Origin of the sequence: Mesorhizobium sp. B2-6-1, from assembly GCF_006440475.1 — a bacterium.
Classification (GTDB): domain Bacteria; phylum Pseudomonadota; class Alphaproteobacteria; order Rhizobiales; family Rhizobiaceae; genus Mesorhizobium.
Genome location: NZ_VFUH01000024.1, coordinates 14,732 through 39,196, shown reverse-complemented (window position 1 = coordinate 39,196; position 24,465 = coordinate 14,732). Strand labels below are relative to the sequence as shown.

Below are 24,465 nucleotides of genomic sequence, written 5' to 3'. Positions count from 1 at the left end.
TCGCTACGGCGCGACTAACGGCGCGCTCGCGAGCGGCTTCGTAACCGCCGAGCTACACCACCTGTGGGGACACGACCCCAAGCGATGGGCTCGCTGGTGCAATCCGTCAACAGTATGCAGCGATAGTCCCTGAAGAAGGCATCCCGAATTGTCGATTCCACACACACGCTGGTCGTGCATCCTGTCACGATGAGGTGTTTGACGCCTGCGGATTTCAGAACAGAATCGAGTTCGGTTTCGTAGAAACCGCTGAATCGCGTTTTATAGAGGACGACATCCCCTGCCTGTGGCTTGAGGCCGTTGACGACCTCTGTTCCCCAGGTGTCGCGGATCAGAATCCGGCTCTCGCTGCCATCCGGGGCTGTCATGTTCGCGCCCACCCCGAAGATCTGGAGATGTCGAATACGGTTGGGGGCGTCCGACGTTCCAAGGTCCGAGAGGTCGCGATGATATCCCATCTTCAGGTAGACGATGGGCATGCTCAATTCGCGAGCGGCAGCTATTACGCTGGCAGTAGGGCCTACAGCCCGTTGAATCCCGGAGATATCGATTCCGGCTCTGTCGAACATTCCACCGTTGGAGCCGAAGTCATTCTGCATGTCCACGACGAGTACGGCGGCGTCAGCGGGATCAATTGAAATAGGTTGAGGCTTGGCGTCGATGACAAATGGATGCATTTCGTCCTCATCCCTGCTTGCAGCCTAACAACAGTGGTTACGACCAGTCTGCTATCTATCCGCCTCAAAAGCCGCAGGCCGCCGCGCAACGGCGATCCTACCCCCTTAGCCATGCCGCACGTTTGGCATTTGACGCCAGCCAAAGCCGCATCGCGCTTGGCTGCGAGGCCGAGCGATAGATCTTCTGATGATAGACAAACTCATAGGGCCACAGCTCAAGCGTTCGGTTCGCGAAATGCGTCAGCACCCAGGTGATCGCCGCCGCCGCCAAAATGAAGGCGCTCATCGATAGGACAACATTGCCGGAAAAAAGATGGGCGCGGGAAAACAGCGAGCGTGTCAGAAGATACGTGTAGGGATGCACCAGATACAGGCTGTAGCTCACCGTTCCGAAGTATCGAAGCAGCCGATTGCCAAGGAGTAGTGCCGTCAAGCTGTTCCGCGACACTGCAAGGCAGAAGTAGAGCCCCGTCGCGACCATGAGCAAGGGAAGCTCGGCATTTTGGAAATCGGACCAGTGATAGTCGTAATGGCCGCGGCTGGCGAGAAAGACGCAAGCTGCCAGCGCCCCGCTCTCGGCAAGCCGATGGCGGCCCCGGTTTACCCATTCAAATCGGTCGTAGGCAAGGCGGATCAGCCCGCCGGCAAGAAAATACAAGGCGATCGGGTACCGGGCGATAAAGAGCGCCGCGAGAAGACCGAGCGCAATTGTGCCGAGTCTGGTTGGGCGACGAACCGTCAGGAAAACGAACGCTGCCGTAAACACATAGAACCAGACCTCGAAGGTCAGGCTCCACGCGTTCGGCGTCAATTGCTCGGTATGGGTTGCAAGGTTCAGGAATGTCAGTCCTGCCAGAACCGCTGTGAGATTGTTGGTTTCGGGATAAAAGTTGGTGGTTGCGTTCAGCAAGATGAAAAGCAGGCTTAGCGCGAAAAACAGAGGGTAGAGGCGCAGGAACCGTCGGGCAGCAAACTGAGCGGGACTATAGCGTATCGCACTGGGCAGGATGACGAAGCCACTGATTACGAAGAAAAGGCAGACTCCGAAGGTGCCGAAATTCCAGAAGGGCGTAATGCGGTCGACATAGGCCGAATTGGAGGCGTAGACGTGCTCCGCCGTGCCGCCCAGGAGGTGAGCGAAGAAGACCATAAGAGAAGCAATGCCGCGCAACCCATGCGCGGCTACATTGAACGAATTGTCGCCAGCCGGCTTCGCTGACGCTTCGACGGGAAAATGCTGCGGACCCGATGAGTTCTGAGGATGGAGATGTGCAACGGTCATCTGAGCCTTCAAGTTGGATCCCGCAGACCATTTCACCGTACACCATCCCAGGTCTCGCAATGCTCGGGAATTCGAAGGACACCCCCGCCCAAAAGTAGTGGGCTGCCGCAGAAAAACTCCACCGGATGACTAACAGCCGCATTGCGGGACTGATTTAACCCAGGCCCGATGCTGATTGCGGGCGATCGCTGGACCGCAACCGAAGTACGGCTTGACTGACACCGATCGGAATTGGCGAACCCTCGGCCGCAGCCACGAGAGCCGCCCCGTCGAACCGCCCCGCTATGTCGCTTTCTCGAGCCGGAGATCGCCTTGGGCGACATGCATTAGCGGAGATGGCGGCGGCCCTGCGCGTCGACGATGGTGTTGTCTGCGACATTGGCGCTGATGTGCGCGCCGTTGTGGATCAGGCAGTCGGCGCCGATCTGGACGCCCAGGAGCACCGTTGCGCCCATTCCCACGACGGTCAAGGCTCCGATGCCCACTCCGCCGGCTATGATAGCGCCTGGTGTCAGGTGCGCATTGTCCTGAACGACGCTGTCGTGGCAGACTATAGTCCCCTGATTGACGATGACGTTGTTACCGATCGTACAGCGCGGACCGATGCTCGCGCCGGCCAGAATATGGCAGCCATGTCCAATCCTGGTCGCCTTGGAGACGATCGCGGAAGGATGGATCACAGGCGGCAGAACGAAGCCCATTGCGGTGGCGCGTTCATACATTGCCCGCCTCACCTGGCTTGACTGGGCGCCTCCGATGCCGATGAAGGCATGGCGCGTGCCCTCGGCAAGCAAGCGCTCCAGGCAGTCTTCCGTGCCGATCACCGAAATACCGCCGCAGACGTGGTGGCCGGCGGGCAACGCTTGATCGGTGCAGCCCACGATATCGTATCCGGCACCATCGAGAGCATCGATCAAACAGGCGGCGTGGCCGCCGCCGCCGATGATGACGGCCCGCCTGGAGAAAGCGACGGAACTCGGCCCGCCCGGTTCGGCTCTCTTGGCGGCGGATCGGCGACCGGCAGCAGCGCGCACCTCGGCTTCGCCAATGCGGCCATTGGACGGAATGACGTCCGCAAGGTTGACCCCGAGCTCGGATGCGGCCTTGCGGGCTTTAGCCGTTATCGCGACCTCGCTGGCCCCGACATCGGCCGCGCTGGTCTCCCCGACAACGGCATTCGAATTTTCGTCGAGGATTTTGCAAAGCGTTGCGCCGACAGGAACGAAGTCACCGACCTTGATGTCCAGCAGGCCGACAGTTCCTGCCTCCGGAGCATCTACCTCGACTGCGGCCTTGGTGGTCTCAAGCACGAAAAGAATGGTGCCTTGTTCGACCCTTTCACCTTGTGCGACCCGAATCTCGATGAGCTGGAGATTGTCCTCGTTGGCGTTAACCCGCGGGGCTTCGACAAGCACGGTCATGTACGCTTAGCCTTTCTGGAACAGGTCGATGCAGGCCGCCTGGATGGCGTTCACACCCGGCAGCAGATCGTCCTCCCAGTCGCGGCTTGAGGGAATGGGGTGATCGGGCCCGGTCAATGCGCTGAAGTGCCTGACCCGGCCGATCAGCGCGCGCGCACACTCCGACGCGAAGCCCCAGCCGGGAGAGCCTTCCTCCACCGCGACCACACGCGTGCAGTTGCCGACCTGGCTTCGGACCTCATCGCCAGGGAAGGGCGACAGCTGTTCGACGGCCACCACGGTGGTCGCGATTTCCTCCTCTTGCGCGAGTTTCTTTGCGGCCGCGACAGCGTGCTCGACGCAACCTCCATATGTCAGGATCACGACATCTGCATCCGCCGGGCGTGGAAGCGCGTCGGGTCCGAGCACGGGCCTGGAATACATCACCTTGTTTTCGATGATCAGGTGAGGGGATCGCGACGCGAAGGCCCGATGCAGAAGCGTACCAGGATCGGCATACTCGTGAGTGGCAAGCACCGTCAGCCCGGGCACGCCGCAAAAATGCTTTTCCAGGCTTTGCGAGTGCGTCGGCCCATAGCCGCGCCGTCCGCCCATGGGAGCGCGGATGATGACGGGGACCTCAACCTGGTCGTTGTACATCCAACGGAACTTGGCGACGTGATTGATGATCTGGTCGGCAGCAAGGGCTATGAAGTCTCCGAACATGAGTTCGACGATCACAGGCCGGCCTTTGATGGCCATGCCTGCCGCCATGCCAACAATGCCGCCTTCGCTGATCGGCGTGGTCCAGACACGGTCCTTATAGGCTGACGAAAGACCCTTGGTGACTTTGAAGGCGCCACCGTAGGGGTCAAGGACATCCTCACCCAAAATCACCAGACGGAGATCGGCTCCCATGAGATCGTGTAGCGCGCGGTTGATAGATTCGACGACACGCATGGATCAGCCCCGCGCCAAGGCGGCCGCGGCGGCGGATTCGACCGCGCTGTCCACGACATTCAGGCAGTAGGCGTCGATCTCATCGGCGTTCGCAACGCGCCGGCGCATCGGGGGTATGGGATCTCTGGCTCGAGCTTGCTCAAGACGCTCCGCCGGCCTCGTATCATCTCCCTTGCTGTGGGGGCCCATCCGTTCGGTTCGCAAGTAGAGCCAGCAAGGGCGGGATTCGGCGCGTACATAGCCTACGGCTTCTTGGGCGAGCTCATATATCGCGACCGGATCGTTGCCGTCATAGGCGAATGTGCGGACGCCGAACGGCTCGGCCCTGGCGACGATCGAACCGGAGACGGTCAGATGCTTGGGCGTCGTCTGGGCGATCTCGTTGTCCTCGATCACAAAGACCACCGGGGCGGCGAAAACAGACGCAAGGTTAAGGCTCTCGTATACGGCTCCCTCGCCCATCGTGCCGTCGCCGAGAAAGACCACTGCGACGGCGCCTTCGTCCTTTCGCGCCAGCGCACTACCAACCGCGACGGGTGCGATGCCTCCTTGGATGCCATTGGAGTGGAAGTTGCGGAAGCACAGGTGCTGGCTGCCGCCGCGTCCGCCGCAAATGCCGGTTACACGCCCCATGATCTCGGCTATCAGGCCCTCAACTTCGCCCGAATAGGCAATGAAATGACCGTGGCAGCGGTGGTTGCTCCAGACAATGTCGCGGTCCCGGTCAAGAGCGTTTATCACGCCAACCGCATTGGCTTCCTGTCCAATGGACGTGTGCGTCGTGCCGAACAGGAGACCTTGGGAAAAAAGATCGAGCAAGCGCTCCTCCACGAGCCGGATGAGCATCATCTGCTGATAAAATCGAACCGCGGCTGGCAGTTCGAATCCGAGCAAACCACGCTCTGTAGGGGCAAGGGTGAGGTTCCGCGCTGCTGACGACGTCACTATCTGCAGCTCTGCCAGAGAAGACGCTGGAACGGTTTCATCCTTCCTGATCGCGCGTTCCTTTGTCATGCTGCCTCGAGCTGGCGCGAAGCCGTAACAAGGATTGACCGCGCCGTCGACGCGGCAGCCATGGTCTCCTCGGTCGTCCAGGACGGGTCGACCAGAAAAGCCATACTCGTTTCACCGAGCTGCCGTGCGATCGGCAGACGTTCGGGCGGCGCTACCCCGGCGTCCGCGAAGGCATGTTCAAGATAGATCTCAGAGCAGCTTCCCGAGAAGCATGGGACGCCGGCCGCATTGATAGCCGCAATCAACTCGTCGCGCGACCATCCGGGGGACAGCATCTCGGGCTTGATATAGAAATAGCATCGGTACCAGGCATGCTTATGCTCCGAACCGAGCTGGGGCGCGTGCAGCATCGGCAATTCAGCAAGCGTCATCATCCAGATGCTGGCATTTCGCTCGCGTTGGCGAGTCCAGTCGGGTAGGCGCTCGAGCTGCCGCAAGCCAAGCACTGCCTGGATTGATGTCATGCGCCAGTTGGTGCCGATGCTGTCATGCAGCCAGCGAAACCCTGTCGCCCTATGGGGGGCAAAGACCAGATCGTAGTTCTTGCCGTGGTCCTTGAGGCTCCAGGCAGCGAGCCACAATTTCTTGTCGTCCATTGCGACAAGCCCACCTTCGCCGCCCGTCGTGATGATCTTGTCCTGGCAGAACGAGAACGCCGCTATGTCGCCGAAGGAGCCAATCGGTCGTCCGTTGTATTCGGCTCCATGCGCCTGGGCGCAATCTTCAATGACTTTTATGCCGCTGCGCTTTGCGAGTTCCATGATCGGCGCCATATCGCACGGCCAGCCGGCAATATGCACGACGATCACTGCCTTCGTTCGAGCCGTTATCTTCGACGCAATCGTCTCGGCGGAAAGGTTGCCCGAACTCGGATCGACATCCGCGAAAACAGGCGTGGCGCCGGCAAACATGACGCAGGCGGCGGAGGCGACGAAACTGCGGGGCGTGACGATCACCTCGTCGCCGGCGCCGATGTGGAGGATCTTCATCGCAAGATCCAGCGCGAGCGAGCCGTTGGCCAGCGCCACCGCGTGACGTCGGCCGAGGCTGCGCGCATAGGCGCGTTCGAAGGTCTTCACATGGTCGCCGGTCCAGGCGTTCACCTGGCCGGATCGCAAAACCTCTACCACATCGGTTATTTGTTCTTCGTCGTAGATTGGCCAGCGTTTCATCGCAGAATACTCCAGCTAGGATTCAAATGACGTTTCGCAGAAGGACAAAGGCCTCGGCCGCCCTCAGATGGGCGGCGGTGCCCCTGACGATCGCAAGCGCCCGCAAGGTTTCGATCGAACGCTCATGCGGGAAATCTCTGATCTGTGAGGCGAACATCGACGCAGCTTCGAGTTTGCGGTCCAGCGTCGATGCGATGTCTATGAAGACGTTCGGCACGAAGCTCGGCGTCACATAGGGGGCATTCCAGTTCGTTTCGGAGACGGTCTCGTAAGCCATGATCGTCCGCGGATATTGAGATTGGGTCGGGCGAGCCGCTACCAGCGATGACAGGAAGATCAGCTGGTGGTCCATGTGCACATCACCGACGAAAGGGATGAGCAACGTATCCGGCACGACATCCCGCAACAGGGTCAGCAGCGCCCTGTTGAGCGTCGCGTGCGGCGTCTCGGCGATCTGCGCAGCCGGCAGATCAAGCCAATGCGCCTGTTGCACGCCCAAACAGGCATGCGCCGCCTTGGCCTCGCTGCGAACCCGTTCCGTCATCTCCTCTGTGAAGGCGGGCGGGCTGCCTCGCGTAACCACTGCGACATGAACTTCTGCGCCTTGGGCAGCCATCCGGGCTATCGTGCCGCCACACCCCAGGACCTCATCATCGGGATGCGGTGCGATCACCAGAAGTCGACCGAGTGCTGGGTTCATGGCCGGACCGTCCCGGCGGGCATAGCCTTCAAAGCGTGGTCGACATGGCGGCGGTCGACACGTTCGCCCAACAGTGCCACTTGGACAGTCAGAACCAGTATGTGCAGATCGAGCCACAGGCTGCGGTTGCGCACATACCAGAGGTCGAGCGCTAGCTTTTCGCTGTTGGTGAGGCGGGTATTGCCGTTCACCTGTGCCCATCCGGACAGGCCGGGGCGGACCGTGCCGCGAATACGCCCCAGCTCGCCGAATTCGGCGATGGTGGCCGGGAGCAACGGACGAGGCCCCATGAAGGCCATGTCCCCCCTGGCGATCGAGAGAAGCTGCGGCAGCTCATCGATGCGGACGGAGCGCATCAATCGCGTGGCCGGCGTCTCACGCAAAGCGTCGGGGAGCAGCATGCCATTCCCGTCTCGCCCTTCGTGCATCGTACGAAACTTGCAGATCACGAACGGGCGACCTTCCAGCCCGCTGCGAGACTGGCGGAAAAACAATGGACGGCCGACACTGGCCCAGACAATGGCAGCAGCCACGAGCCATAGCGGCAGGCTGAGAACCAAAAGGATCACCGCGGCGATACGGCTTGGTATGGCCCGGCCAAGCGGAACGCGCGCAGTCCAGCCGCCGGAACGTGCTGTTGGGGTGCTGAGGCCGATCATTGCGACGGTCCGACCTGGACGGAAGAGGTCGTCGCCAAGGTAGTGGCTGAACGGCTTGTCGTGTCCTGGGCGCTATCCAGGCGGTTTATTGACACAAGGATCGTATCTCCGGCCGCAACCGGATCGTCGAGGGTCGCCACCTTTGTGGCGGTCTGGCCATTTACCTTGCGGCGAATCTGGTAGGTGAACGTGATGGAGTTGTTGCTGCGTGTCTGCTCCGCGGCCAGCGAGCTCAACAGCAGGATCTGTTCCTCGGTCGATTCTCGAACCGCGATCAGGCGCTCGATTTCAGAGTTGTGGGCCTGGAGATCCGTCAACGCCGTGTGTGTCCAGGTCTGGGTGGCGTCATCCAGGTCGCGCTGCAACTGGCTCAATTCGCGGCGCACCGTTGATGCCTGATTGTAGATTTCAAGCAGATGGGATTGCTGCGTGGTCGCTTCGCGCTCGGCGTTCGAGAGGTCTGTGATTGTGACGAGACCTTTCTTGTTGAGGCCCCTGATGCGATCGAGATCCGCCTGTGCCGAAGCGATCACTGTCTTTTGTATGTCCGAAAGCTGTTGAACATTGGCGAGGGCAACATTTACTTCTTCGATCCCCGCCGAGAGCTGCTTGCGACGTGTCGTCAGCGCATGTTGATCTGCTTCAAGGATGCGCTGCTCGGTAGGAAGCAGCGTCGCGAGCAGGTTGGCGTTCATGAGGCCCTTGATCTTGGCAGGCAGATCCAGTTCCGAGATCTTGTCGCTGTTTGCCAATTGGGCCTTGATGCGCGCAGCGGCGACCGCCTCCTTGGCGATCTCCACCACGCTTTCATCAAGAGCTCCGCGCAATCGGGCGCGTGTTACGACGCGATCCTCCGCCGTGGCTCCCCCGGTCGACTGGCCGCCCGCAAGCGCCACCGCCTGCTCCACATTCAGTGCCGGCTGGTAAGGAAACGAGCCCGGCGCCTTTACATCCCCAAGGACGAAGATCGGGCGGAAGCTCACCACCGCAAGAGCTATATGCGGGTCATTGAAGAGTTCACGCTCGATGAATGCCTTACGGATACGACTCAAGGCGTCGGGCACCGTCAGGCCGCCGACTTCAAAGCTGCCGATCAGCGGAATGTTGATCGCGCCATCGCTGGCGACCGTGAGTTGTTCGGCGGGAAGCGCGTCGTCGATGAAGTCAAACGACACCACATCGCCGACCGAAACCTTGTAGTCATCGTCCGCCGCGGCCCAGGCATCAAGCTGGGAAATCAGAATCGCTGCAACCGCAAGGATCGCAATACTGGCAGATCCCAGTGCTTTCGCAAGGAATGTACTGGTCCACGCGCCTGTCGATCGCCTGCTCCGCGCCGCATTGCAATAAGATGCCATGGAAGCCCACCATAGAATTTTCCTGCAAAGACCCTAGCGACACCTGCGCGAGGACAATGAGTCATACCTTTGGTGGAGCGGTGACAACCTTCGGTCTGGTTCCCACCTAATTTGGCTAACTGGATGTCGACTGCAACCAACGTATGGTGCGGCTGGATACTGCCGGACGATTGAATGCTTCCTCAGGGCGGAGCGTTGCAGACAGCTGGGAAGCCTGCGTGCACACAAGTGTTCTTCACACCATTACCAGTCTCGACGTCGGCGGCGCTCAGGTCATGCTTGCCCGTTTTCTTGGCCAGGTCGACCAAAATCGCTTCTCGACTTCAGTTCTGTCCCTGCTTTCACCCGGTCCGGTGGCTGCAAACGTAGAATATACAAGATCGGGGCTCGTTTCGCTCGGCATGACGGAACGGCCGCGACCGCGCGATGTCGTTCGGCTGACGCGGTCGATAAGACGGGCGGCCCCCGATCTTCTTCACGGGTGGATGTATCACGGCAACGTCGCGGCAACGCTCGGCTCGATGCTAGGGCTCAATTTCTCGCCGGTCATCTGGAGCATCCATCACACGGTTCGAGATCTCGCCGACGAGAAACCATTGACGCGCCAATTGATACGGCTCTCGGCCCGCCTGTCGAGGCGCACCAGCGCGATCTCATATTGCTCGCGCGTCGCCGCCGATGATCACGAGCGCCTGGGCTTTGATCCGCGCCGGAGGGTGGTTATCCCGAACGGGACGGATTGCGATCAATTTTCCCCCTCGGCCGACGCCGGTGCGAAGCTGCGCCGCCTGTTCGGCTTGCCGCCCGGACGGCTGATGATCGGCCATGTGGCACGCTTCCATCCCATGAAGGACCAGGTTAGCCTGGTCCGCGCCATCAGCCGGCTCCTGGAACAGGGATACGACGTTCAGGGCATATTTATCGGGGAGGGACATGCCGACGGCCCGGTGCGGCGCACCGCCCGTGAGCTCGGCATAGACGACCGCATTACCACGCCGGGCATCCGCGCTGACATCGCCGACCTCATGCCGGGCTTCGACGTCTACGCGCTTTGCTCGGCTTGGGGCGAGGCATTTTCCCTTGCCGTAGGCGAGGCGATGGCCAGCGGCGTGCCGGCGGTGGTTACCGCGGTCGGCGACTCCGGCTGGCTGGTCGGCGACAGTGGCGTGGTCGTTCCACCGGGAGATAGTGAAGCTCTGGCCGCCGGATTGATCAGGCTTGTCAGCCTTGAACCCGCCGAGCGCCGCGCCTTGGGTCAACAAGCGCGTCGTCGCGTCATGGAGAACTTCTCGCTTTCCCTTTACGTCGGCAGGCACCTGGAACTCTACGAAGCAGCTCTAGGGCGTCGTCGCCATATCCGATAGGAGCGGCTGGTGGTTGCTGTGCACATGAATGGTCGAGATTCTCCTCGCGCCCCTGTGGACTATGCGATGCGCCGCAAGCGCATCGTCGTCATTGCGAGCCTGACGCGTTCGCTTGTCAACTTTCGTCTCGAATTGTTGAAGGCCATGGTCGCTGCGGGGCATGATGTCATTGCGCTCGCCCCCGATGAAGATGAGCGGGCGATCGCCGGTCTCAAGGCAATTGGCGTGACCTTTCGACAGATTCCGATGGCCAGGACGGGTACCAGTCCGCTGGCCGATTTGCGAACGCTCAAGGCGCTTTACAAGCTCATTCGCGGCTTGGCGCCCGAAATCGTCCTGGCGTATACGATGAAGCCGATCATCTATGGTGGATTGGCTGCCCGCCTTGCCCGTGTACCGCGCCGGTTTGCGCTCTTTACAGGCTTCGGCTTCATATTCAGCGGCAGCATGACGGGACTGCGCGCAACCATTTTGCGCCGGTTGAGTATTGGTCTCTACCGCTCGGCTCTGGTCGGCTGCGAAGCAGTTTTCGCTTACAATGACGCCGACGCTTCCGACATCCGGCGCCATGGGATGGTTTCTGCGACGACGCCGGTGATCATGATCCCGGGTTCAGGAGTGGACCTGACACTGTTTGCCGCAAGCCCCCCACCTTCAGGGCCTCCCGTCTTCCTTCTGATCGCTCGCTTGCTTCGCGAAAAGGGAATTGCCGAGTTTGCTGCCGCCGCGCGTATCCTGAAGACCAAGTACCGCGCTGCACGCTTTCAGATTCTCGGGCCCTTCGATCCCAGTCCCCTCTCCATCTCGAAAGCCGAAATGGACCAGTGGACCAAGGAAGGCGCCGTTGAATATCTCGGCGAAACACACGACGTCGGTCCCTATTTGACCGCGTCCACCGTGTTCGTGTTGCCGTCCTATTACAGGGAGGGCATTCCCCGCAGCGCGCTGGAAGCCTTGTCGACCGGTCGGCCGATAATCACGACCAACGCCCCTGGCTGTCAAGAAACGGTGATCGAGGGCGAGAACGGTTTCCGGGTCGAGCCGCGAGACGTGGAAGCTCTCGCCTCGGCGCAGCGGGCTTTTCTCGAGGATGAGGAACTCGCCGCAAAGATGGGCGCCAACTCAAGAAAGCTCGCGGAAGACCGGTTCGATGTTCACAAGGTGAACCAAACCCTGCTCGAGGCGATGGGGATATAGTCGGCCGCGCCTGATCGGCCGCGCGGCCGATGGCGGTCAAGCGGGAAAATAACGACGAATCTGCTGCCGTTTCAAATAGGCTTTCCGCAGGGCACCACGGGCCTGTCGGAAGGGGTCGACGCGGTTGAACACCCAGCCGATCGATGGACCGCCGGCGAACCGCAGGCGCTCGACAACCTGGGAGAGAGCCTCTTGCGTGGTGTTGTCGCACGCGGCCACGACCACGACGGTATCCACCGAGGCGGCAATCCTGATTGCGTCTTCGACGACGAGCACAGGCGGCGCGTCGATGATCACCACGTCGTATTCGAGCCGGAACGCCTCCAGCAATTTCGCGAATTGGCTGGAATTGAGGAATTCAGGCAAGGTCTGGTCGTCGGCAGATGGCGCCAGCACATCCAGTCGCGGAACTTCAGGAAGCGTCTGAACGATCTCTGCCAGGGTGCAACCACCATGTAGGTAGTCGTTGAGTGTCTTGTCGGCGGGCCCAAACTGCATGGCGCTATGGATGCTGCGGGTTCGCAAATCCAGATCAATCAGCGCTGTCAGGGCGCCGTCCATTCCAGCTGCCACGGCGAGGCCCATGGCCGTCGTTGTCTTGCCTTCCTGTGGTAGTCCTGAACTGACCAGGATCACCTGTTTGCTCCGGCCACCGTTCATCCGGGTGCAGGCCATGTACAGCGACCGGAAGGCATCGGAGAAGGCCGACCGTGGTTGCGACAACAAGGTTTCAAGAGGAGGCGTGGCGCGTTGCAGGAATTTCTTGGGCAGTTGCGGAATCGACGCCAGCAGTGGCGCACGGATAAGCTTCGATACCCGTTGTGACTCGCGTATTCTCACATCCATGCTTTCAAGCGTCAGCACAAGGATCAGGGCTAGGATCAGCGACGCGGCGAAACCGCCTGCCGTCATCAAACGAAGTTTGGGAAAGGAAGGGCTCGTCGGAATCTCGGCAGCGGAAACCGTCCGCACGCCGGGCTCGACCGCCTCGGAAAACGGATCGAGGCTGCCAAGCCTGCCTGATACGAGGTCGTAGAGCTTCTGCTCGGTCGACAATTGGTTGTTCAGTTCCCGAAGCTTCGCTTCCGCCAGGCTCCTTTGCCGTAGTTGCTCGTTGGACTCCTCCAAAGTCTTCGCGAGTTGGTTGACCCTGCCTTCGTTGACGCGGACGTCGTTTTCCAAGATTGCGATCGTACGCAGCATCTCCTGAGAGATCATCGCGCGGACGGCCGCTACTTTTGCATCCGCCTCCTGGACCAAGGGATGATTGCGCCCGTAGTTGCTGGCCAGTTGCGCGCGATCCCTCATCGCCGTCGCTTCGTCGTTGCGCAGGGACGTCAGGAAGTCCGATGAGAGCAGGGGATCGACGTTGGCGCCCGCGTCGCCGGTCTTGGCCGCCAGCCTGACCTGGGCGAGGCGCGCCTGCGCTTGCGTGTATTCACCTCTGGCGGTGCTGAGCTGCTCGTTGCTTTGCTGGATTGAGGCGCGCAGCAGATCATCGCGTGGATCGCTGGATACGCCGTGTTCTCGCGCATATTGGGCGATCTGGCCTTCTATGGCGGCTATCCGTGACGCAAGCTCCGTCGATTGCTGCCTCAGAAAGCTAACGGCGTCCTTGATGTCCTGCCGCTTGTTGTCCCGGGACCATTCCACGAACAGTTTGGCCGTCGCATTGGCTATCAGGGCCGCCCTCGACGCGTCGTCATTGAAAAAGGAGATCGTCATCGCCGAGCTCTCTCCGGACCGGTCAACCGAAACGCTCGACAGATACGATGAAATCGCCCGATCTTGCTGAACCCCCTTCGATGGCAGCGACGCGGGATCCTGCGGGTCGGCGCCGGCGACAAGGCTCCATAGCGCTCGCGGTATCGAGACGATCAAGCCGACGGCCTGTGACAGCAGTCCAGGGCCCGAATCCGAAGGGGAAGCTCGGCTCGCGGCTGGTTTAAGATAGGTGTTGAAATCCGGGTCCTTGATGAGGTCCAGTCTGTCGACGACCAGGCTGGCAAAGACACGAGAGGTGATCAGATCCGCCTCGGTGTCCATTCGCGACTTGTCGGGCTGTTGATTAGGCTGCGCTTGTGCGGTGTCGAGAGGATTGGGATCGTCGGATTCGACAACGATCATCGAACGAGCGGTGTACGTCTTGGGAAGTTCCACAGCCGTGATGAGCGCGAGAGCGGTGCCGGTACTCACGACCGCAAGGATCAAGGGGAGGCGCCTTCGGAAAAGCGTGTAGAGCTCGCGCGGGCCGAAAGTGCGTTCCTTCGACGGCTCGATCGGCTCTTGAAGAAATGGTTCCAGACGGCTCCACACGCTGTTGTCGTCTATCAAGCTCACAGATCCCGCCCCTTTTTGTTTGTCTTCGACTGGTCCAAGCCGGCCCTGCCACATCGGACCTGGAGGCTACCCAACATCGAATTCGCGACTTACCGCGACGACAGTTTTAACATGGTTGCGCGGCCGCAATCGCGCTCAAGAGGCTTAGCCGCAAAGGCGACATCATCCAAAAGGATAGCGTAACCGGCCCGGGCCCTATCTTGGCAGATAGGCTGAACTGCAGGCCCAATGAGGGCTGGCGAAAAGGACTCTCAAGCAGATTCAGGAGTGAGGATGAACTACGCCAGGGCTCCTCGCCATTATTGGACAAGGCCCGGCCCCAAACCGGCCGTCACATCGTTGCCAGAGGTAGCCGGGAGACTCGGGCTCTGGTTCGCCGTGGCGTCCGTCTTTCTCACGCCCTTCAATATTCTTCGGTTTGATGCATTCTATTTTACCATCAGCGACGGCTTCGCTCTCGCGGCCGTATTCGCAGCCATACTCGGGAAATCCTTTTCGATCTCTCCCTTGGGCGCGGGGACGTTTCTATGGAATATCGGCATCGCCCTACTATGCGGGATGCTGCTGCTAAGCAGTCTGATCCACGGAGATCCGCAGCGAGGCTTCATCATCTCGGCGCAATATCTGTACGCTTACTTTCTCCTGGCCTTCATGATCGTGTCGAGGCCCTGGGCGGAAATCGTTCTCTTGATGAAATCATTTCTTTGCTCGATCGCCGTGATGTGTCTGCAGGGGATAGTGATAATCGACATCCTCAAGCAACGCGGCACCGTCTTTGTCAGCGGCAATGGTCGTTTCCAGGGTTGGGTGGAACGCGAGAATGAGTGCGCAACGCTGATAGCGCTCTCTGTCCCGCTAATGTTGTGGCTGGTGGCGTCAGGTTGCATAAGGCCTCGCTGGCTTTGGGTCGGACTGCCGCTTTTTGGTTATGGCATTATTTTGACAGGATCCAATACCGGCCTGATCGGCCTTGTCTTTGCGGTCACCATCTTCGTAGTCGCGACGGGCTCGTGGCGCCGCATCATTTCTTTAGCGGTGACCTCGCTCGCCGCATTCTTCATTGCCGTTACCTGGGGCCGCGACTTCTTGCCCGAGGTCTTCCAACACCGCGTGCTGAATGCGCTGCAGAATGGTGACCTCGATGAGGCTGGCACGTTTGCAGACCGTATGCGGCTCATCCATGAGGCCATTGGCAAAGCGGACAATAATTCACTGCTTGGTATCGGTGCCGACCAGTATCGGCAGGTCAGCGAATTGCACGCCCCGGTCCACAACACCTACCTCCTCATATGGGTCGAGGCAGGGCTGCCCGGATTCATCGGTTTTCTGCTCCTGCTCGTGGCAGGCATCACCATCGCCATCCTTGCCGCTCGGAGTCGTGAAGGCAAGGTATCCGCCATTTGCACGGCGACGACAGTTCTCCTCTTCGCGGCGCTGGCAAATGCGCTACCACATCTTTACAGTCGTTTCTTTCTCGTGCCTCTGCTGCTTGGAATGGCGCCCAGTGTTGCGATTTTGCGCGACGGCCCAGCTTCAAGAACGGTCACGCGCTTTCTTCGCGGTACTCGCTCCAAGTACGGTCGTTCGCGGCCTTTCCTACGCAGGCCGATCTAAGGGGCCCACCAGCCGAGCTTTCCAGCTCCTACAGAGGCTAAAATCGGCGCACCCGGAAGATCTGGTCAGGGTCTCCCCATGGCAAGAGCGAGCGATATATAGAAGCTATTTCGCCGGCTCTGATGCTTGCGCGGAGATGAAACGAGCGAGGGCGAACACGCCCTCGACGAAGTCTTCTCCCTCGATAAACCGGCCCTCAACCCAGCGTCCCTGGGTATCCTGACTGTCGACGAGCTGACGCACCTTTGAATTCAGTTCGCCCGTACTCAACTCATCCGCGGCACTGATCCACAGTCGTTGACGTGAAACTCTCTGCCCCCGCGTTGCACTCTCGAGCCGAGCGAACACCGGCTCGATCTCTGCACCGGTTTTCATGCCGTAGTGTTTCAGGAGGTCCATGTCGTCGAACGTCACTTGGCCGCCCTCATCGATGTAAAGCGGCCGGTTGGTGTTGAGTTCGTAGAAACGTGCCCAACTGCCGTCGGACAGGCGCGCCGCCTGTAGCCAGGTGGCTGCAGTCGTCGCCGCGTGCAGCAACCGCGCATCCCTGTTTTGCTCGTTCAACTCGATCAGGTAATCAATATTACCGGCGGTTTCGCGCGAGACGACCGCTGGCGGCTCAAACCTGCGCCCCCAAACCGGCTGCATGGAACGATCGTAACCCTGAGCCCAGCCCTGTTGTGGCGCGGGTAACTGGGCTGCAAGGAGAAAATCACCGACCTTCTCCGCCGCCTTGAGATATGCGGGATCGTGATATGTGCGGTAGGCGTTGAGAAAGAGACGACCCATATCGCGGGGAAGATTGTCGTTGATGATGAAATAGGGCGGACGATCAGGCTTCTGCCACTCGTGAGACCAACTGGCCGGAATACTCGCCTTGGCCGCAGCCTTTACATCCGCCCCAGGCGCGGCTCCCTTGAAGAAGACCGGGAAGGCCCCATTCGGGTATTGCACCCGCATCAATCGATGAAGCGCCCTGTCGATGCAGGAACGGACGTCCGGATCCGAACCGCCGCTCGCCAGGTCGAACCACATCAGAAAATTCAGCACGCTCTGTGTGTTGTTGTCATCGAGGACAGTCTCGTTGCGTTGCGGATTGTCCTTGATATCGCGACAGGTATTCCCGCCTACCTTCAGTGCGCGGTAGCACCATGTCGCCGCCTTTTGCGGGTCGGTCTCGATCTTGTAAAACCATCCGCCGGACTCCAGCTGAGTCTTGACCAGAGCGGTTGCCACGACCTGGGCAGACTGAAGCCATTGCTTGTCGCCGGTAACCTCGAAAATGCGCAGGAACGCAGCGCCGACAGCCGGCGTACCAGGCGGCTGCACCCAGCCAACGCTCGCGGGCACGGTACCGCCTTCGCCCACCCTCTTTTGGCCGTCGAGGGAATATTTCCATACATAAGTTCCCGCCACACCGAGATGATCGCGGAAATAGGCCCCGGCAGCCTCGACCGCCTCCCGTGCCTCGGCCACTGTCGGCTGAGGTTGAGGCGCCCCGGCCAGTGCGGTGCCGCACGACAGCGCGACAAACAGAGCCGAGGCAATATGCCTTAGCACGGCAGCGCTCCCGCTGGGCCTCAAGCGGCCGCCTCGTGTGGACGCGTGGTTGCCTTGGCTGAACCGAGGATCACATGAGGCACGAATGGCGCCGTCACCGCCGCCGCAGGCTTGGCTTCGTCTCTGCGGTAACTGGGAAGCATATCCGCAACAAGATTTAACACTCCCTCAGTGTCGCCGGCCCTCGCCAAGCGACGCAATTGCGAAAATCCCTTGCGAAGCGTGTCAAGCGGCATCGCGTTGGGCACGGCGCCCAAGACTCCGGAAATCGGAACGTCGACACGTCTTTCGCTTTCGTCGAAGAGTTCCTCGAACAGCTTTTCTCCCGGCCGGCAGCCGACAATCTTGATCTTGATGTCCTCATCCGGCCGAAATCCCGCGAGCTTGATCATGCGGCGCGCCATGTCGATGATCTTGATTGGCGCACCCATGTCGAGAACGAAGATTTCGCCCTGTCCGAGTTTTTTCTCCAGACCATGGGCCGATGCCTGCAAGGTCAGTTCAACCGCCTCGCGTATTGTCATGAAGAAGCGCTTCATCTCCATGTCGGTCACGGTCAGTGGACCGCCGTGGGCGAGTTGGCGCTTGAATAGCGGGATCAGCGACCCGCTCGAACCCAGAACATTGCCGAAACGAACGGTCATGAAGCGGACGGGGGTATCGCCGGCGGTAAAGGCGAGGTCCAGGGACTGGCAGTAGAGTTCCGCTAGGCGCTTGGTAGCGCCCATGACACTGGTCGTGTTCACAACCTTGTCGGTGGATATCTGGACCATTGCCTTGGCGCCGCAAAGGCGGGTCGCTTCTGCCACGTTCATAGTACCGATGACGTTGGTAAGAATGCCCTCACAGGGATTCAACTCGACCATCGGCACATGTTTGAGCGCCGCCGCGTGGAAGACCAGGTCAACGCAATGGCGTCGGAAAATCTCGCCCAGGCGAACAGGGTCGCGTACGTCGCAGATATATGGCTTCCGGCGCACATTCGGGAATTTCTCCGCCAATTCCAGATCGATGGCGTACAGATTGTACTCGCTGTTATCGATCAGGACCACTTCGGTGGGGCCGAGCGCGGCAATCTGCTGCGTGAGCTCTCCGCCGATCGAGCCTCCGGCGCCGGTGACGACGATGCGCCTGTTTTCGATCATTCGGGACAACGCATCTTTATCAAGAACCGCCTGCGGCCTCTCCAGAAGGTCGGTAAGTTCGATGGGGCGCAAGTCGAAGCGACTCTGATATTTAGGATTGCGCAGTTCCAGGACCGGGGCGGGGCGAGAGACAGCGATGCCCAGACGGTCGGCCCGGTCGATCAGCGCTTCAAGCATCGGGTCGACGAGGCCAGGCACCCTTTCGGTGAAAATCACGTGGCGGGGCTTGATGCCGCGACCTTCCAGATCGCCGATGACCATGTCGAAGTCTTCGATGCTGCCCAGAACCGGCACGCCACGCAGGAAATAGCCCTCTGTCGTTGCGCCATTATCGAGCACGCCGACCGGCCAATGGCGTGCATTCGGATCCCGCTGCAGCGCGCGAATATAAAGATCGGCCGCATCGCCTGCACCGATCAGCAGCACAGGGACCACGTCGCGTCCGTTTCTCGCTCTGTTCGCAGTCGGACCAAAGCGGCTTAGCTCAACGAGCTTGGAGCGGATGCGAACTGAAATAAGCAGCGGCACGAGCAACAGAAACTGGATCACTATCACCGAGCGCGGGATCGAATCGAGCCGTGTAGCCACAAACATCAGGAACACGAAGGCCAGCGATGTGACGAATGCCGCGCGAACGATACCGAGCATGTCGCCGACAGAAGCATATCGCCAGTTGCGGGTGTAGAGGCAAGTCACCGGGAAGACCACGGCGCATGTAAGCAGGAAGCAAGGGAGTGCGAAGAGCAACGAAGCGTGGCTTTCCGGACCGGTGAATTCTCCATCAAGGCCCAATCGCATGAATGAAGCAAACGACAGTGCCGCCAGCGCCAGGGCCAGATCGATGATGTAGAGATGAAGGTTCTTGCCAACGGCCTTGGCGCGCCCGGTCACCCGCCGGCGCAAGTAAGACAGCACATGAACAATCGTCCGCGGTTTGCTGACGAGACGGCCGAGAGCGATCGCAGTGGCCAGCAAAAGGGATTGGCCTCCCAGTGGACTGATTGCCTCAAACGGCTGATCTGACTGGCTCATTCTAGACCTCGACAAAGCTTAGCCGCCGCGACCCAAGAGAGCGCGTCAAGAGATGCGGCTGTTTGAACTCGCAGGCACAAATCCGTGCCTGCCAGTCCCTTGCTCAATCAAGAACAGGTTGGCCTGCAATCGTTCGGATTCGAGGCTACGATCTTATCGCTGCTATGGGGCGCTTTACCCGCTTTCTAAGCAACACATGCTTTTGTGCATGGGGGGCTATCGGAACTGCAAGCGGACTTTGCCGCGTTAATCCAAAGAGGTACTCCCATCAGTCCGGGCCAGCCAGCTAGCTAGGTCTCGCTGCACCGACGCAATGGCTTACAATGGCGGAGATTAAAATGGTCGCTTGAGTTTCGGTCCGGCGGTCCCGTTCTTCGGGCACTTCATTGTTGACGCCGCCAATGCGCCAAACTCACGCTAGCAGAGGAAGCTTTCTATGCTCGGACAGTTGAAGAACAATCTTCGCGACGCTACCTTTTTCCTTGGCGAAGCCGTCGTTCCAAAGAAAATACGCTACTCCGGTCCCCTGGGAGCGCTGCGCCGCCAGATGATCTTTTGGTCGCGAGACTCCTTTGTGCTTTCATACCCGAAATGCGGTAGAACGTGGCTGCGCACCATGGTTGGCCGCGTCATCGACAAACACTACGGCCTTAACCTGCAGAATCCGATGGAAATCCAGCATTTCTGGAAGATCTCGTCGAACATCCCCTGCATTGGCTTTTCTCACGACGACAGCCCAAACCTTAAGCGTCCCAGCGAAATCCAGGCCGATAAGTCAAAATATTCAGGAAAAAAGATCCTATTTCTGGTTCGGGATCCGAGAGACGTGCTTGTTTCATATTATTTCGACGCAACGCACCGAATGAAGGTGTTTGACGGAACGATCAGTGAGTTTCTTGCCCAGGATGTCGGCAGCATTGATTCCATCATAGCGTTCTACAACGCTTGGGCGCACAACCGCGATAAGGTGAAGGCATTTCAAATGCTGTCCTACGAACATATGCGCCAAGCTCCAAAATCGGCGCTTCGCACGGCGCTAGATTTTCTGGGCATTCAGGGCGTGCCGGAGATGATCCTCGATGAGGCGACAACCTTTGGCTCTTTCGAGAATTTGCGAAAGATCGAAATGGCAGACGCTTTCGGCCACGAAAGAATGCGCCCGACGGACCAGTCGAATCCCGACAGTTTTAAGGTGCGCCGGGGTAAAATTGGCGGTTATGTCGACTATTTCAACAGAGACGAGATCGCTTACATGGATGAAAGAATTTCCAGCTCTTTGGACCCGTATTTCGAAATATACCACCGCAAGGCATAGCGTCGAGCTCTACTGCAAGGGGAAGCCTTGTCGCTTCCGTGCTGGGACGTCGCATAAGACTTCCCGGTCGAAAAAGTCCACGGCTCTTCCTTCGCCTGTCATCGGTCATTTCCCCACCGTGCTTTGATGGCGTCCATGATCAAAACGTTGAGCTTGGACGCGCCGGTCTCGCTGAGATGGTTATCGTCCCGATAAAAAATCTGAGAGCCTCGATTGGCGAAACAGCGCTGTTGATCGCAGAAGGCCTTCTCCGGATACACACGCACGAGATTTGGATCGGATCCGACATTATCGTATAATGCGTATGTCCGTTGCGTTCGCCGGCGGAAATCCCCGTAGGAAACCGAAATCGGGTCCGCCTGCATATAAGCTGCAGGATCGTTCTGGCGTCTGGCCCGCATGAGAAGCACCTGCGGGACGTTCCAACCCATCTCCGGGACAGGATAGACTAAGACAACTTTCACCCCGCGCTCCAGAAGTGTGTTTATGGTGCGGGAAATGGCCGTGGCGACTGCAGCCGGATCGGCGGGCCCGGTTTCACCCAGCTTGGCCAAATGCGGGTGATCGTCGCCCGGCTCGATTCCCCCCTCGCCATTGTTGTAACGGCTCTGCTCCACAAGAATGGGGAGACGCCACAAGAGCACGGCTATCGGTCGCTTCAGCCTGCCTACGTAGTCGAGCCTCTTGTCATTGTAGTCGCCTGGACAACCCGGTTGGTCCACGTCAACCCTTTGCAGACCGAGGAGAAATACGCAGCCGCCTCGATTGAGCGGTGTGAACGAGGCGATATCTCGGTAGTCATCGAGGCTGTCTCGCATCGGACCAAGCAGAGTGCGAGCGTGAGAGTCACCTAAACTAACAAGAGCATAGCCCTCGGGATTCGAGCCATGAAAGGTACAAGGGCCCTGTTCAGGCGCAAAGTTGAGACAGCTCTTCCCGTTCTGAAAGATCTGAGCCTCGCGAATATCGGATGCAGCGGCAATCGGGGCCAGGCCGTCCGCAAAACGGCTTGGCATGCCATTTTGGACATACCAGTAGTATCCGCCGCCGCTGAGTAACACGGCCCCCAGTGAGGCAATCAGCCATATAACGCGCTTGCTGGTTCGCTTTCTGCTGCGGGTCGGCATCTCAACGAAGCGGTAAGTCGCAGTGGCAAGTATGACAGACATCAAAATCCAACAAAATACCATCGTTCCATCGACAGAATTGGTCGCACTCATTCTGCCGAAAGCAAATATCGGCTGGTGCCAAAGGTAGAGGGAATATGATATCAGGCCGACAAATACAAATGGCTGGGAGGAAAGCGCTCGTGTAATGGGATCGCCGTGCCCTGTATACCAGATAAGCAATGCCGTTCCTGCAACCGGGATCAACGTTACAAGTCCTGGGTGATGCCACTGCGGCCTCATCAGCGGCACCGCGCAGATCAGGAGCACCAAACCGACCGCAGGCGCGACTCGTGAAGAGCGCATCGACACAAGCCGGCCGCCAGTCAATTCACGTCTTGCCAGAAACACCCCCAACCCTAGTTCCCAGATTCGGGGCGGCAGTAGAAAAAAAGATGCGTCCGGGAAATGCCGTGTCATCCACTCCGCAAGAATGAACGAAACGACGAGCCCAATGCACAGGATGGCTGTTAAAAATTTCCGAGCAAATTTCCACACCAGTAGAAGAAAGCAAGGGAAGATCACGTAGAACTGTTCTTCGACCCCCAAGCTCCAAGTGTGAATTAATGGACGAAAAAGATTGTCGGCTGCGTCATAGCTCGCAACATGCCAGAAATATAGATTGGAGGCTGAAAACACGGTTGCCAAAAGGCTCGCCGAATAGTCTCTAAAGGCACTCGGCAGCATATATAGCCAAGCGAAGGGGATCGTTACTGCTAAGACGGTATACAGCGCAGGTAGGATCCGTCTCGCGCGACGCTCGTAAAAATTGGCGAACGAGAAAGTCCCATCCATGACTTCCCGCTGTACAATCGAGCCAATCAGATAGCCGCTAATAACAAAAAAGACATCAACGCCAATAAAACCGCCCGCAAAGGGGTCAAGGCCCGCGACGCGAAGCCCTGAATGGTAGAGGATCACCAGAACGACTGCGATCGCCCTCAGGCCGTCAATTTCGCGGCGATATCCAACTTGACCGGCCGGGGTCGTGGCCACGATCCCACTCTGGGCAGCTCCCGTGTCTTGGTTCGCATTGCGGGCAGGATGATGGGCTTCGTACGGCAGACCTCGATCAATGCCGGGGGAACCATATGTCAATGGCGCAGCTGACTTTTCGTGAAACTCACTCATGTCAAAGGAGGCCCTTCCCTTGGATGCGTCTATCAGGATGCCGGCGTGCTGACGCTCGGATCGGCCTGAAGCTGCTGCTGCAGCCAGGTCGTCGTGCTTTTTGCGGCTCCGATGACAAGGAAATCGATGTGCTCTACCCGCATTGCGAAAATCCTTTAACCGCCGATTTCGCTGGTTAGGTCGGTCGCCAAGCCGGCTTTGCGGGAGCAAAGCGCCCTGTCATAGATCTTCATGACATTTTCGACATGGCGGTGCGTGCTGTAGGAGAAGAAGGCGTGGTCGCGGGCTGCATCGCTGATCCGGGCCCAGAGCGGCGGATTGGACAGCAACTGCGATAGCGGCTCCATGAAGGCCCCGGCGTCTTCCGGTGTGACCAGAAATCCGGTCCGCCCGTTCTCGATAGCTTCCGGATTGCCGCCATGATCGGTTGCAACCACCGGCGTCCCAAGAAACATCGCCTCGATAAGGGTTCGGCCGAAGGGCTCTCCCATGGCGGGAACCACCAGAACATCCGTTGCCGCGAGGAAAGGTTCGATCGGGTTGCGAAAACCCATGAAGCGCACCGTTTGGCCGAGCCCGCGCTCGGCGCAGCGCACGCGGGCGGCCGCTTCAAGATCTTGCGAGCCCGCGGGTGAATTCCCGAACACGCAGCCGACGACCGGGATTTGCGGATGCTCCCGCACGAAACGATCAAGGATATCGATGAAGAGGAGCGGCCGCTTTCGTTCGATCAGCCCGCCGATGAAGCTCAGGACGCGTGTTCCTGGTGCAAGGCCTAGCTCGTCCAGAAGTGCGGCCTTGGCCGCGATCCTGTCAGGCACAGTCGACGGATGGTCGAAGGGACTATGGATGACGCTGAGCCGTCCCTTGAGGGATCTGATCGGATGCCGCGGTCGCGAAAATCGAGACACCGTCACCATGCGATGCGCGATGAGCGGCGCAAGCACGTTAGCGCCCTTGGCGTCGGGGTCGCCGCGATGATGCCAAACCAGCCGAGCACCTGCCAGTCTCGCCGCAATGCCCCAATTCACATGCGTCCTGCCGTCATTGGTGTGAACGATATCGAACTTCTGCTCCTTGATGAAACGCCGCATGCGCGGAAGCGTACTGGTCAGATAGGTCATGACATCGCCGGGGATTGTTCCCTTTCCAGGCGAAGTCGTCGGCAGCGGAAAACCCGTGAAGGGCTGGCCCTCCATTTGCAGAAAGGCCGCCAGAGGCCCGGCCGTTTCCTGAAGCACCAGAATCGGAACGACCTTCGATGTATCGAGGTTCTGGATGAGCTTGAGCGCCGAGATGTGGCTTCCACCGACATCATCACCGATAAATGGAAAGCAAACCCGTATCGGCCCTTGGCTAGCTCCTCCAACCATCGCCTG

The 24,465-nt window shown here is 59.4% G+C and carries 18 protein-coding genes and 1 pseudogene; 4 read left to right on the top strand and 15 right to left on the bottom strand.

Going from position 1 to position 24,465, the window contains the following annotated elements:
- Nucleotides 1–14: 14 nt before the first annotated feature.
- The 9 genes from FJ443_RS29875 to FJ443_RS29835 all read right to left on the bottom strand — a co-directional run bounded on the left by FJ443_RS29875 (nt 15) and on the right by FJ443_RS29835 (nt 9,222).
- The gene (locus FJ443_RS29875) at nt 15–677 is read right to left on the bottom strand and encodes a cysteine hydrolase (RefSeq protein WP_140666829.1); all 663 of its coding nucleotides are present in this window, start codon (nt 675–677) and stop codon (nt 15–17) included.
- A gap of 97 nt (nt 678–774) precedes the next feature.
- Nucleotides 775–1,959 carry an acyltransferase gene (locus FJ443_RS29870; RefSeq protein WP_140498450.1) on the bottom strand — a complete coding sequence of 395 codons (1,185 nt, stop codon included), beginning with the start codon at nt 1,957–1,959 and terminating at the stop codon, nt 775–777.
- A gap of 326 nt (nt 1,960–2,285) precedes the next feature.
- Nucleotides 2,286–3,380 (bottom strand): NeuD/PglB/VioB family sugar acetyltransferase, encoded by a 1,095-nt coding sequence (locus tag FJ443_RS29865; RefSeq protein ID WP_140666827.1) that lies wholly within the window; start codon nt 3,378–3,380, stop codon nt 2,286–2,288.
- Between the two features lie 6 nt (nt 3,381–3,386).
- Entirely contained in the window at nt 3,387–4,319 is a 933-nt protein-coding gene (locus FJ443_RS29860; RefSeq protein WP_140561287.1) for a transketolase C-terminal domain-containing protein, read from the bottom strand.
- Nucleotides 4,320–4,322: 3 nt separating this feature from the next.
- Nucleotides 4,323–5,333, bottom strand: a complete 1,011-nt coding sequence (locus FJ443_RS29855; protein WP_140666825.1) for a thiamine pyrophosphate-dependent dehydrogenase E1 component subunit alpha — start codon at nt 5,331–5,333, stop codon at nt 4,323–4,325.
- The gene (locus FJ443_RS29850; protein ID WP_140666823.1) at nt 5,330–6,505 is read right to left on the bottom strand and encodes a DegT/DnrJ/EryC1/StrS aminotransferase family protein; all 1,176 of its coding nucleotides are present in this window, start codon (nt 6,503–6,505) and stop codon (nt 5,330–5,332) included. The genes FJ443_RS29855 and FJ443_RS29850 overlap by 4 nt, the downstream gene beginning before the upstream one ends.
- Nucleotides 6,506–6,527: 22 nt before the next feature.
- Nucleotides 6,528–7,205, bottom strand: coding sequence for a PIG-L deacetylase family protein (locus tag FJ443_RS29845; RefSeq protein ID WP_140666822.1), 678 nt, complete (start codon nt 7,203–7,205; stop codon nt 6,528–6,530).
- On the bottom strand, nt 7,202–7,864 hold the full coding sequence (locus FJ443_RS29840) for a sugar transferase (RefSeq protein ID WP_140498444.1): 663 nt from the start codon (nt 7,862–7,864) through the stop codon (nt 7,202–7,204). Before FJ443_RS29840 ends, FJ443_RS29845 begins: the two co-directional genes overlap by 4 nt.
- Nucleotides 7,861–9,222 carry a polysaccharide biosynthesis/export family protein gene (locus FJ443_RS29835; protein ID WP_140498443.1) on the bottom strand — a complete coding sequence of 454 codons (1,362 nt, stop codon included), beginning with the start codon at nt 9,220–9,222 and terminating at the stop codon, nt 7,861–7,863. Before FJ443_RS29835 ends, FJ443_RS29840 begins: the two co-directional genes overlap by 4 nt.
- 143 nt (nt 9,223–9,365) lie before the next feature.
- Between FJ443_RS29835 and FJ443_RS29830 the strand changes: the two genes are divergently transcribed.
- Together FJ443_RS29830 and FJ443_RS29825 are read left to right on the top strand one after the other, a co-directional pair.
- Complete coding sequence (locus FJ443_RS29830; RefSeq protein WP_140525318.1) at nt 9,366–10,586, top strand: glycosyltransferase; 1,221 nt, start codon at nt 9,366–9,368, stop codon at nt 10,584–10,586.
- A 66-nt stretch (nt 10,587–10,652) separates the two neighbouring features.
- On the top strand, nt 10,653–11,783 hold the full coding sequence (locus FJ443_RS29825) for a glycosyltransferase family 4 protein (protein WP_140498441.1): 1,131 nt from the start codon (nt 10,653–10,655) through the stop codon (nt 11,781–11,783).
- Nucleotides 11,784–11,819: 36 nt separating this feature from the next.
- Here FJ443_RS29825 and FJ443_RS29820 read toward each other — a convergent pair whose 3' ends face one another.
- Nucleotides 11,820–14,117, bottom strand: coding sequence for a polysaccharide biosynthesis tyrosine autokinase (locus FJ443_RS29820; protein ID WP_181167733.1), 2,298 nt, complete (start codon nt 14,115–14,117; stop codon nt 11,820–11,822).
- A gap of 279 nt (nt 14,118–14,396) precedes the next feature.
- On the opposite strand from FJ443_RS29820, the gene FJ443_RS29815 reads away from it, so the two are divergent.
- Nucleotides 14,397–15,737, top strand: coding sequence for an O-antigen ligase family protein (locus FJ443_RS29815; protein ID WP_181165376.1), 1,341 nt, complete (start codon nt 14,397–14,399; stop codon nt 15,735–15,737).
- Nucleotides 15,738–15,842: 105 nt separating this feature from the next.
- Here FJ443_RS29815 and FJ443_RS29810 read toward each other — a convergent pair whose 3' ends face one another.
- On the bottom strand, nt 15,843–17,297 hold the full coding sequence (locus tag FJ443_RS29810; RefSeq protein ID WP_140666821.1) for a pectate lyase: 1,455 nt from the start codon (nt 17,295–17,297) through the stop codon (nt 15,843–15,845).
- A gap of 20 nt (nt 17,298–17,317) precedes the next feature.
- A complete protein-coding gene (locus FJ443_RS29805) occupies nt 17,318–19,474 on the bottom strand; it encodes a nucleoside-diphosphate sugar epimerase/dehydratase (RefSeq protein ID WP_140666819.1) in 2,157 nt (718 codons plus the stop codon).
- A 436-nt stretch (nt 19,475–19,910) separates the two neighbouring features.
- Between FJ443_RS29805 and FJ443_RS29800 the strand changes: the two genes are divergently transcribed.
- Nucleotides 19,911–20,789, top strand: coding sequence for a sulfotransferase domain-containing protein (locus FJ443_RS29800; protein WP_140633010.1), 879 nt, complete (start codon nt 19,911–19,913; stop codon nt 20,787–20,789).
- Nucleotides 20,790–20,887: 98 nt separating this feature from the next.
- On the opposite strand, the gene FJ443_RS29795 is transcribed toward FJ443_RS29800, so the two are convergent.
- The 3 genes and pseudogenes from FJ443_RS29795 to FJ443_RS29785 form a co-directional block, all read right to left on the bottom strand.
- Complete coding sequence (locus tag FJ443_RS29795) at nt 20,888–23,086, bottom strand: acyltransferase family protein (protein ID WP_140666817.1); 2,199 nt, start codon at nt 23,084–23,086, stop codon at nt 20,888–20,890.
- A 50-nt stretch (nt 23,087–23,136) separates the two neighbouring features.
- Nucleotides 23,137–23,229, bottom strand: a pseudogene (locus tag FJ443_RS31515) (sulfotransferase); the annotation flags it as partial.
- A gap of 12 nt (nt 23,230–23,241) precedes the next feature.
- Nucleotides 23,242–24,459: a glycosyltransferase family 4 protein gene (locus FJ443_RS29785; RefSeq protein WP_140666815.1), complete on the bottom strand. Its 1,218-nt coding sequence runs from the start codon at nt 24,457–24,459 to the stop codon at nt 23,242–23,244.
- Nucleotides 24,460–24,465: the final 6 nt, after the last annotated feature.

Bases quoted from the DNA above. Each gene is read 5' to 3' on its own strand.
- FJ443_RS29875 (WP_140666829.1), bottom strand. From the start codon at position 677: ATGCATCCATTTGTCATCGACGCCAAGCCTCAACCTATTTCAATTGAT.
- FJ443_RS29870 (WP_140498450.1), bottom strand. From the start codon at position 1,959: ATGACCGTTGCACATCTCCATCCTCAGAACTCATCGGGTCCGCAGCAT.
- FJ443_RS29865 (WP_140666827.1), bottom strand. From the start codon at position 3,380: ATGACCGTGCTTGTCGAAGCCCCGCGGGTTAACGCCAACGAGGACAAT.
- FJ443_RS29860 (WP_140561287.1), bottom strand. From the start codon at position 4,319: ATGCGTGTCGTCGAATCTATCAACCGCGCGCTACACGATCTCATGGGA.
- FJ443_RS29855 (WP_140666825.1), bottom strand. From the start codon at position 5,333: ATGACAAAGGAACGCGCGATCAGGAAGGATGAAACCGTTCCAGCGTCT.
- FJ443_RS29850 (WP_140666823.1), bottom strand. From the start codon at position 6,505: ATGAAACGCTGGCCAATCTACGACGAAGAACAAATAACCGATGTGGTA.
- FJ443_RS29845 (WP_140666822.1), bottom strand. From the start codon at position 7,205: ATGAACCCAGCACTCGGTCGACTTCTGGTGATCGCACCGCATCCCGAT.
- FJ443_RS29840 (WP_140498444.1), bottom strand. From the start codon at position 7,864: ATGATCGGCCTCAGCACCCCAACAGCACGTTCCGGCGGCTGGACTGCG.
- FJ443_RS29835 (WP_140498443.1), bottom strand. From the start codon at position 9,222: ATGGCATCTTATTGCAATGCGGCGCGGAGCAGGCGATCGACAGGCGCG.
- FJ443_RS29830 (WP_140525318.1), top strand. From the start codon at position 9,366: ATGGTGCGGCTGGATACTGCCGGACGATTGAATGCTTCCTCAGGGCGG.
- FJ443_RS29825 (WP_140498441.1), top strand. From the start codon at position 10,653: ATGCGCCGCAAGCGCATCGTCGTCATTGCGAGCCTGACGCGTTCGCTT.
- FJ443_RS29815 (WP_181165376.1), top strand. From the start codon at position 14,397: ATGAACTACGCCAGGGCTCCTCGCCATTATTGGACAAGGCCCGGCCCC.
- FJ443_RS29805 (WP_140666819.1), bottom strand. From the start codon at position 19,474: ATGAGCCAGTCAGATCAGCCGTTTGAGGCAATCAGTCCACTGGGAGGC.
- FJ443_RS29800 (WP_140633010.1), top strand. From the start codon at position 19,911: ATGCTCGGACAGTTGAAGAACAATCTTCGCGACGCTACCTTTTTCCTT.
- FJ443_RS29795 (WP_140666817.1), bottom strand. From the start codon at position 23,086: ATGAGTGAGTTTCACGAAAAGTCAGCTGCGCCATTGACATATGGTTCC.
- FJ443_RS29785 (WP_140666815.1), bottom strand. From the start codon at position 24,459: ATGGTTGGAGGAGCTAGCCAAGGGCCGATACGGGTTTGCTTTCCATTT.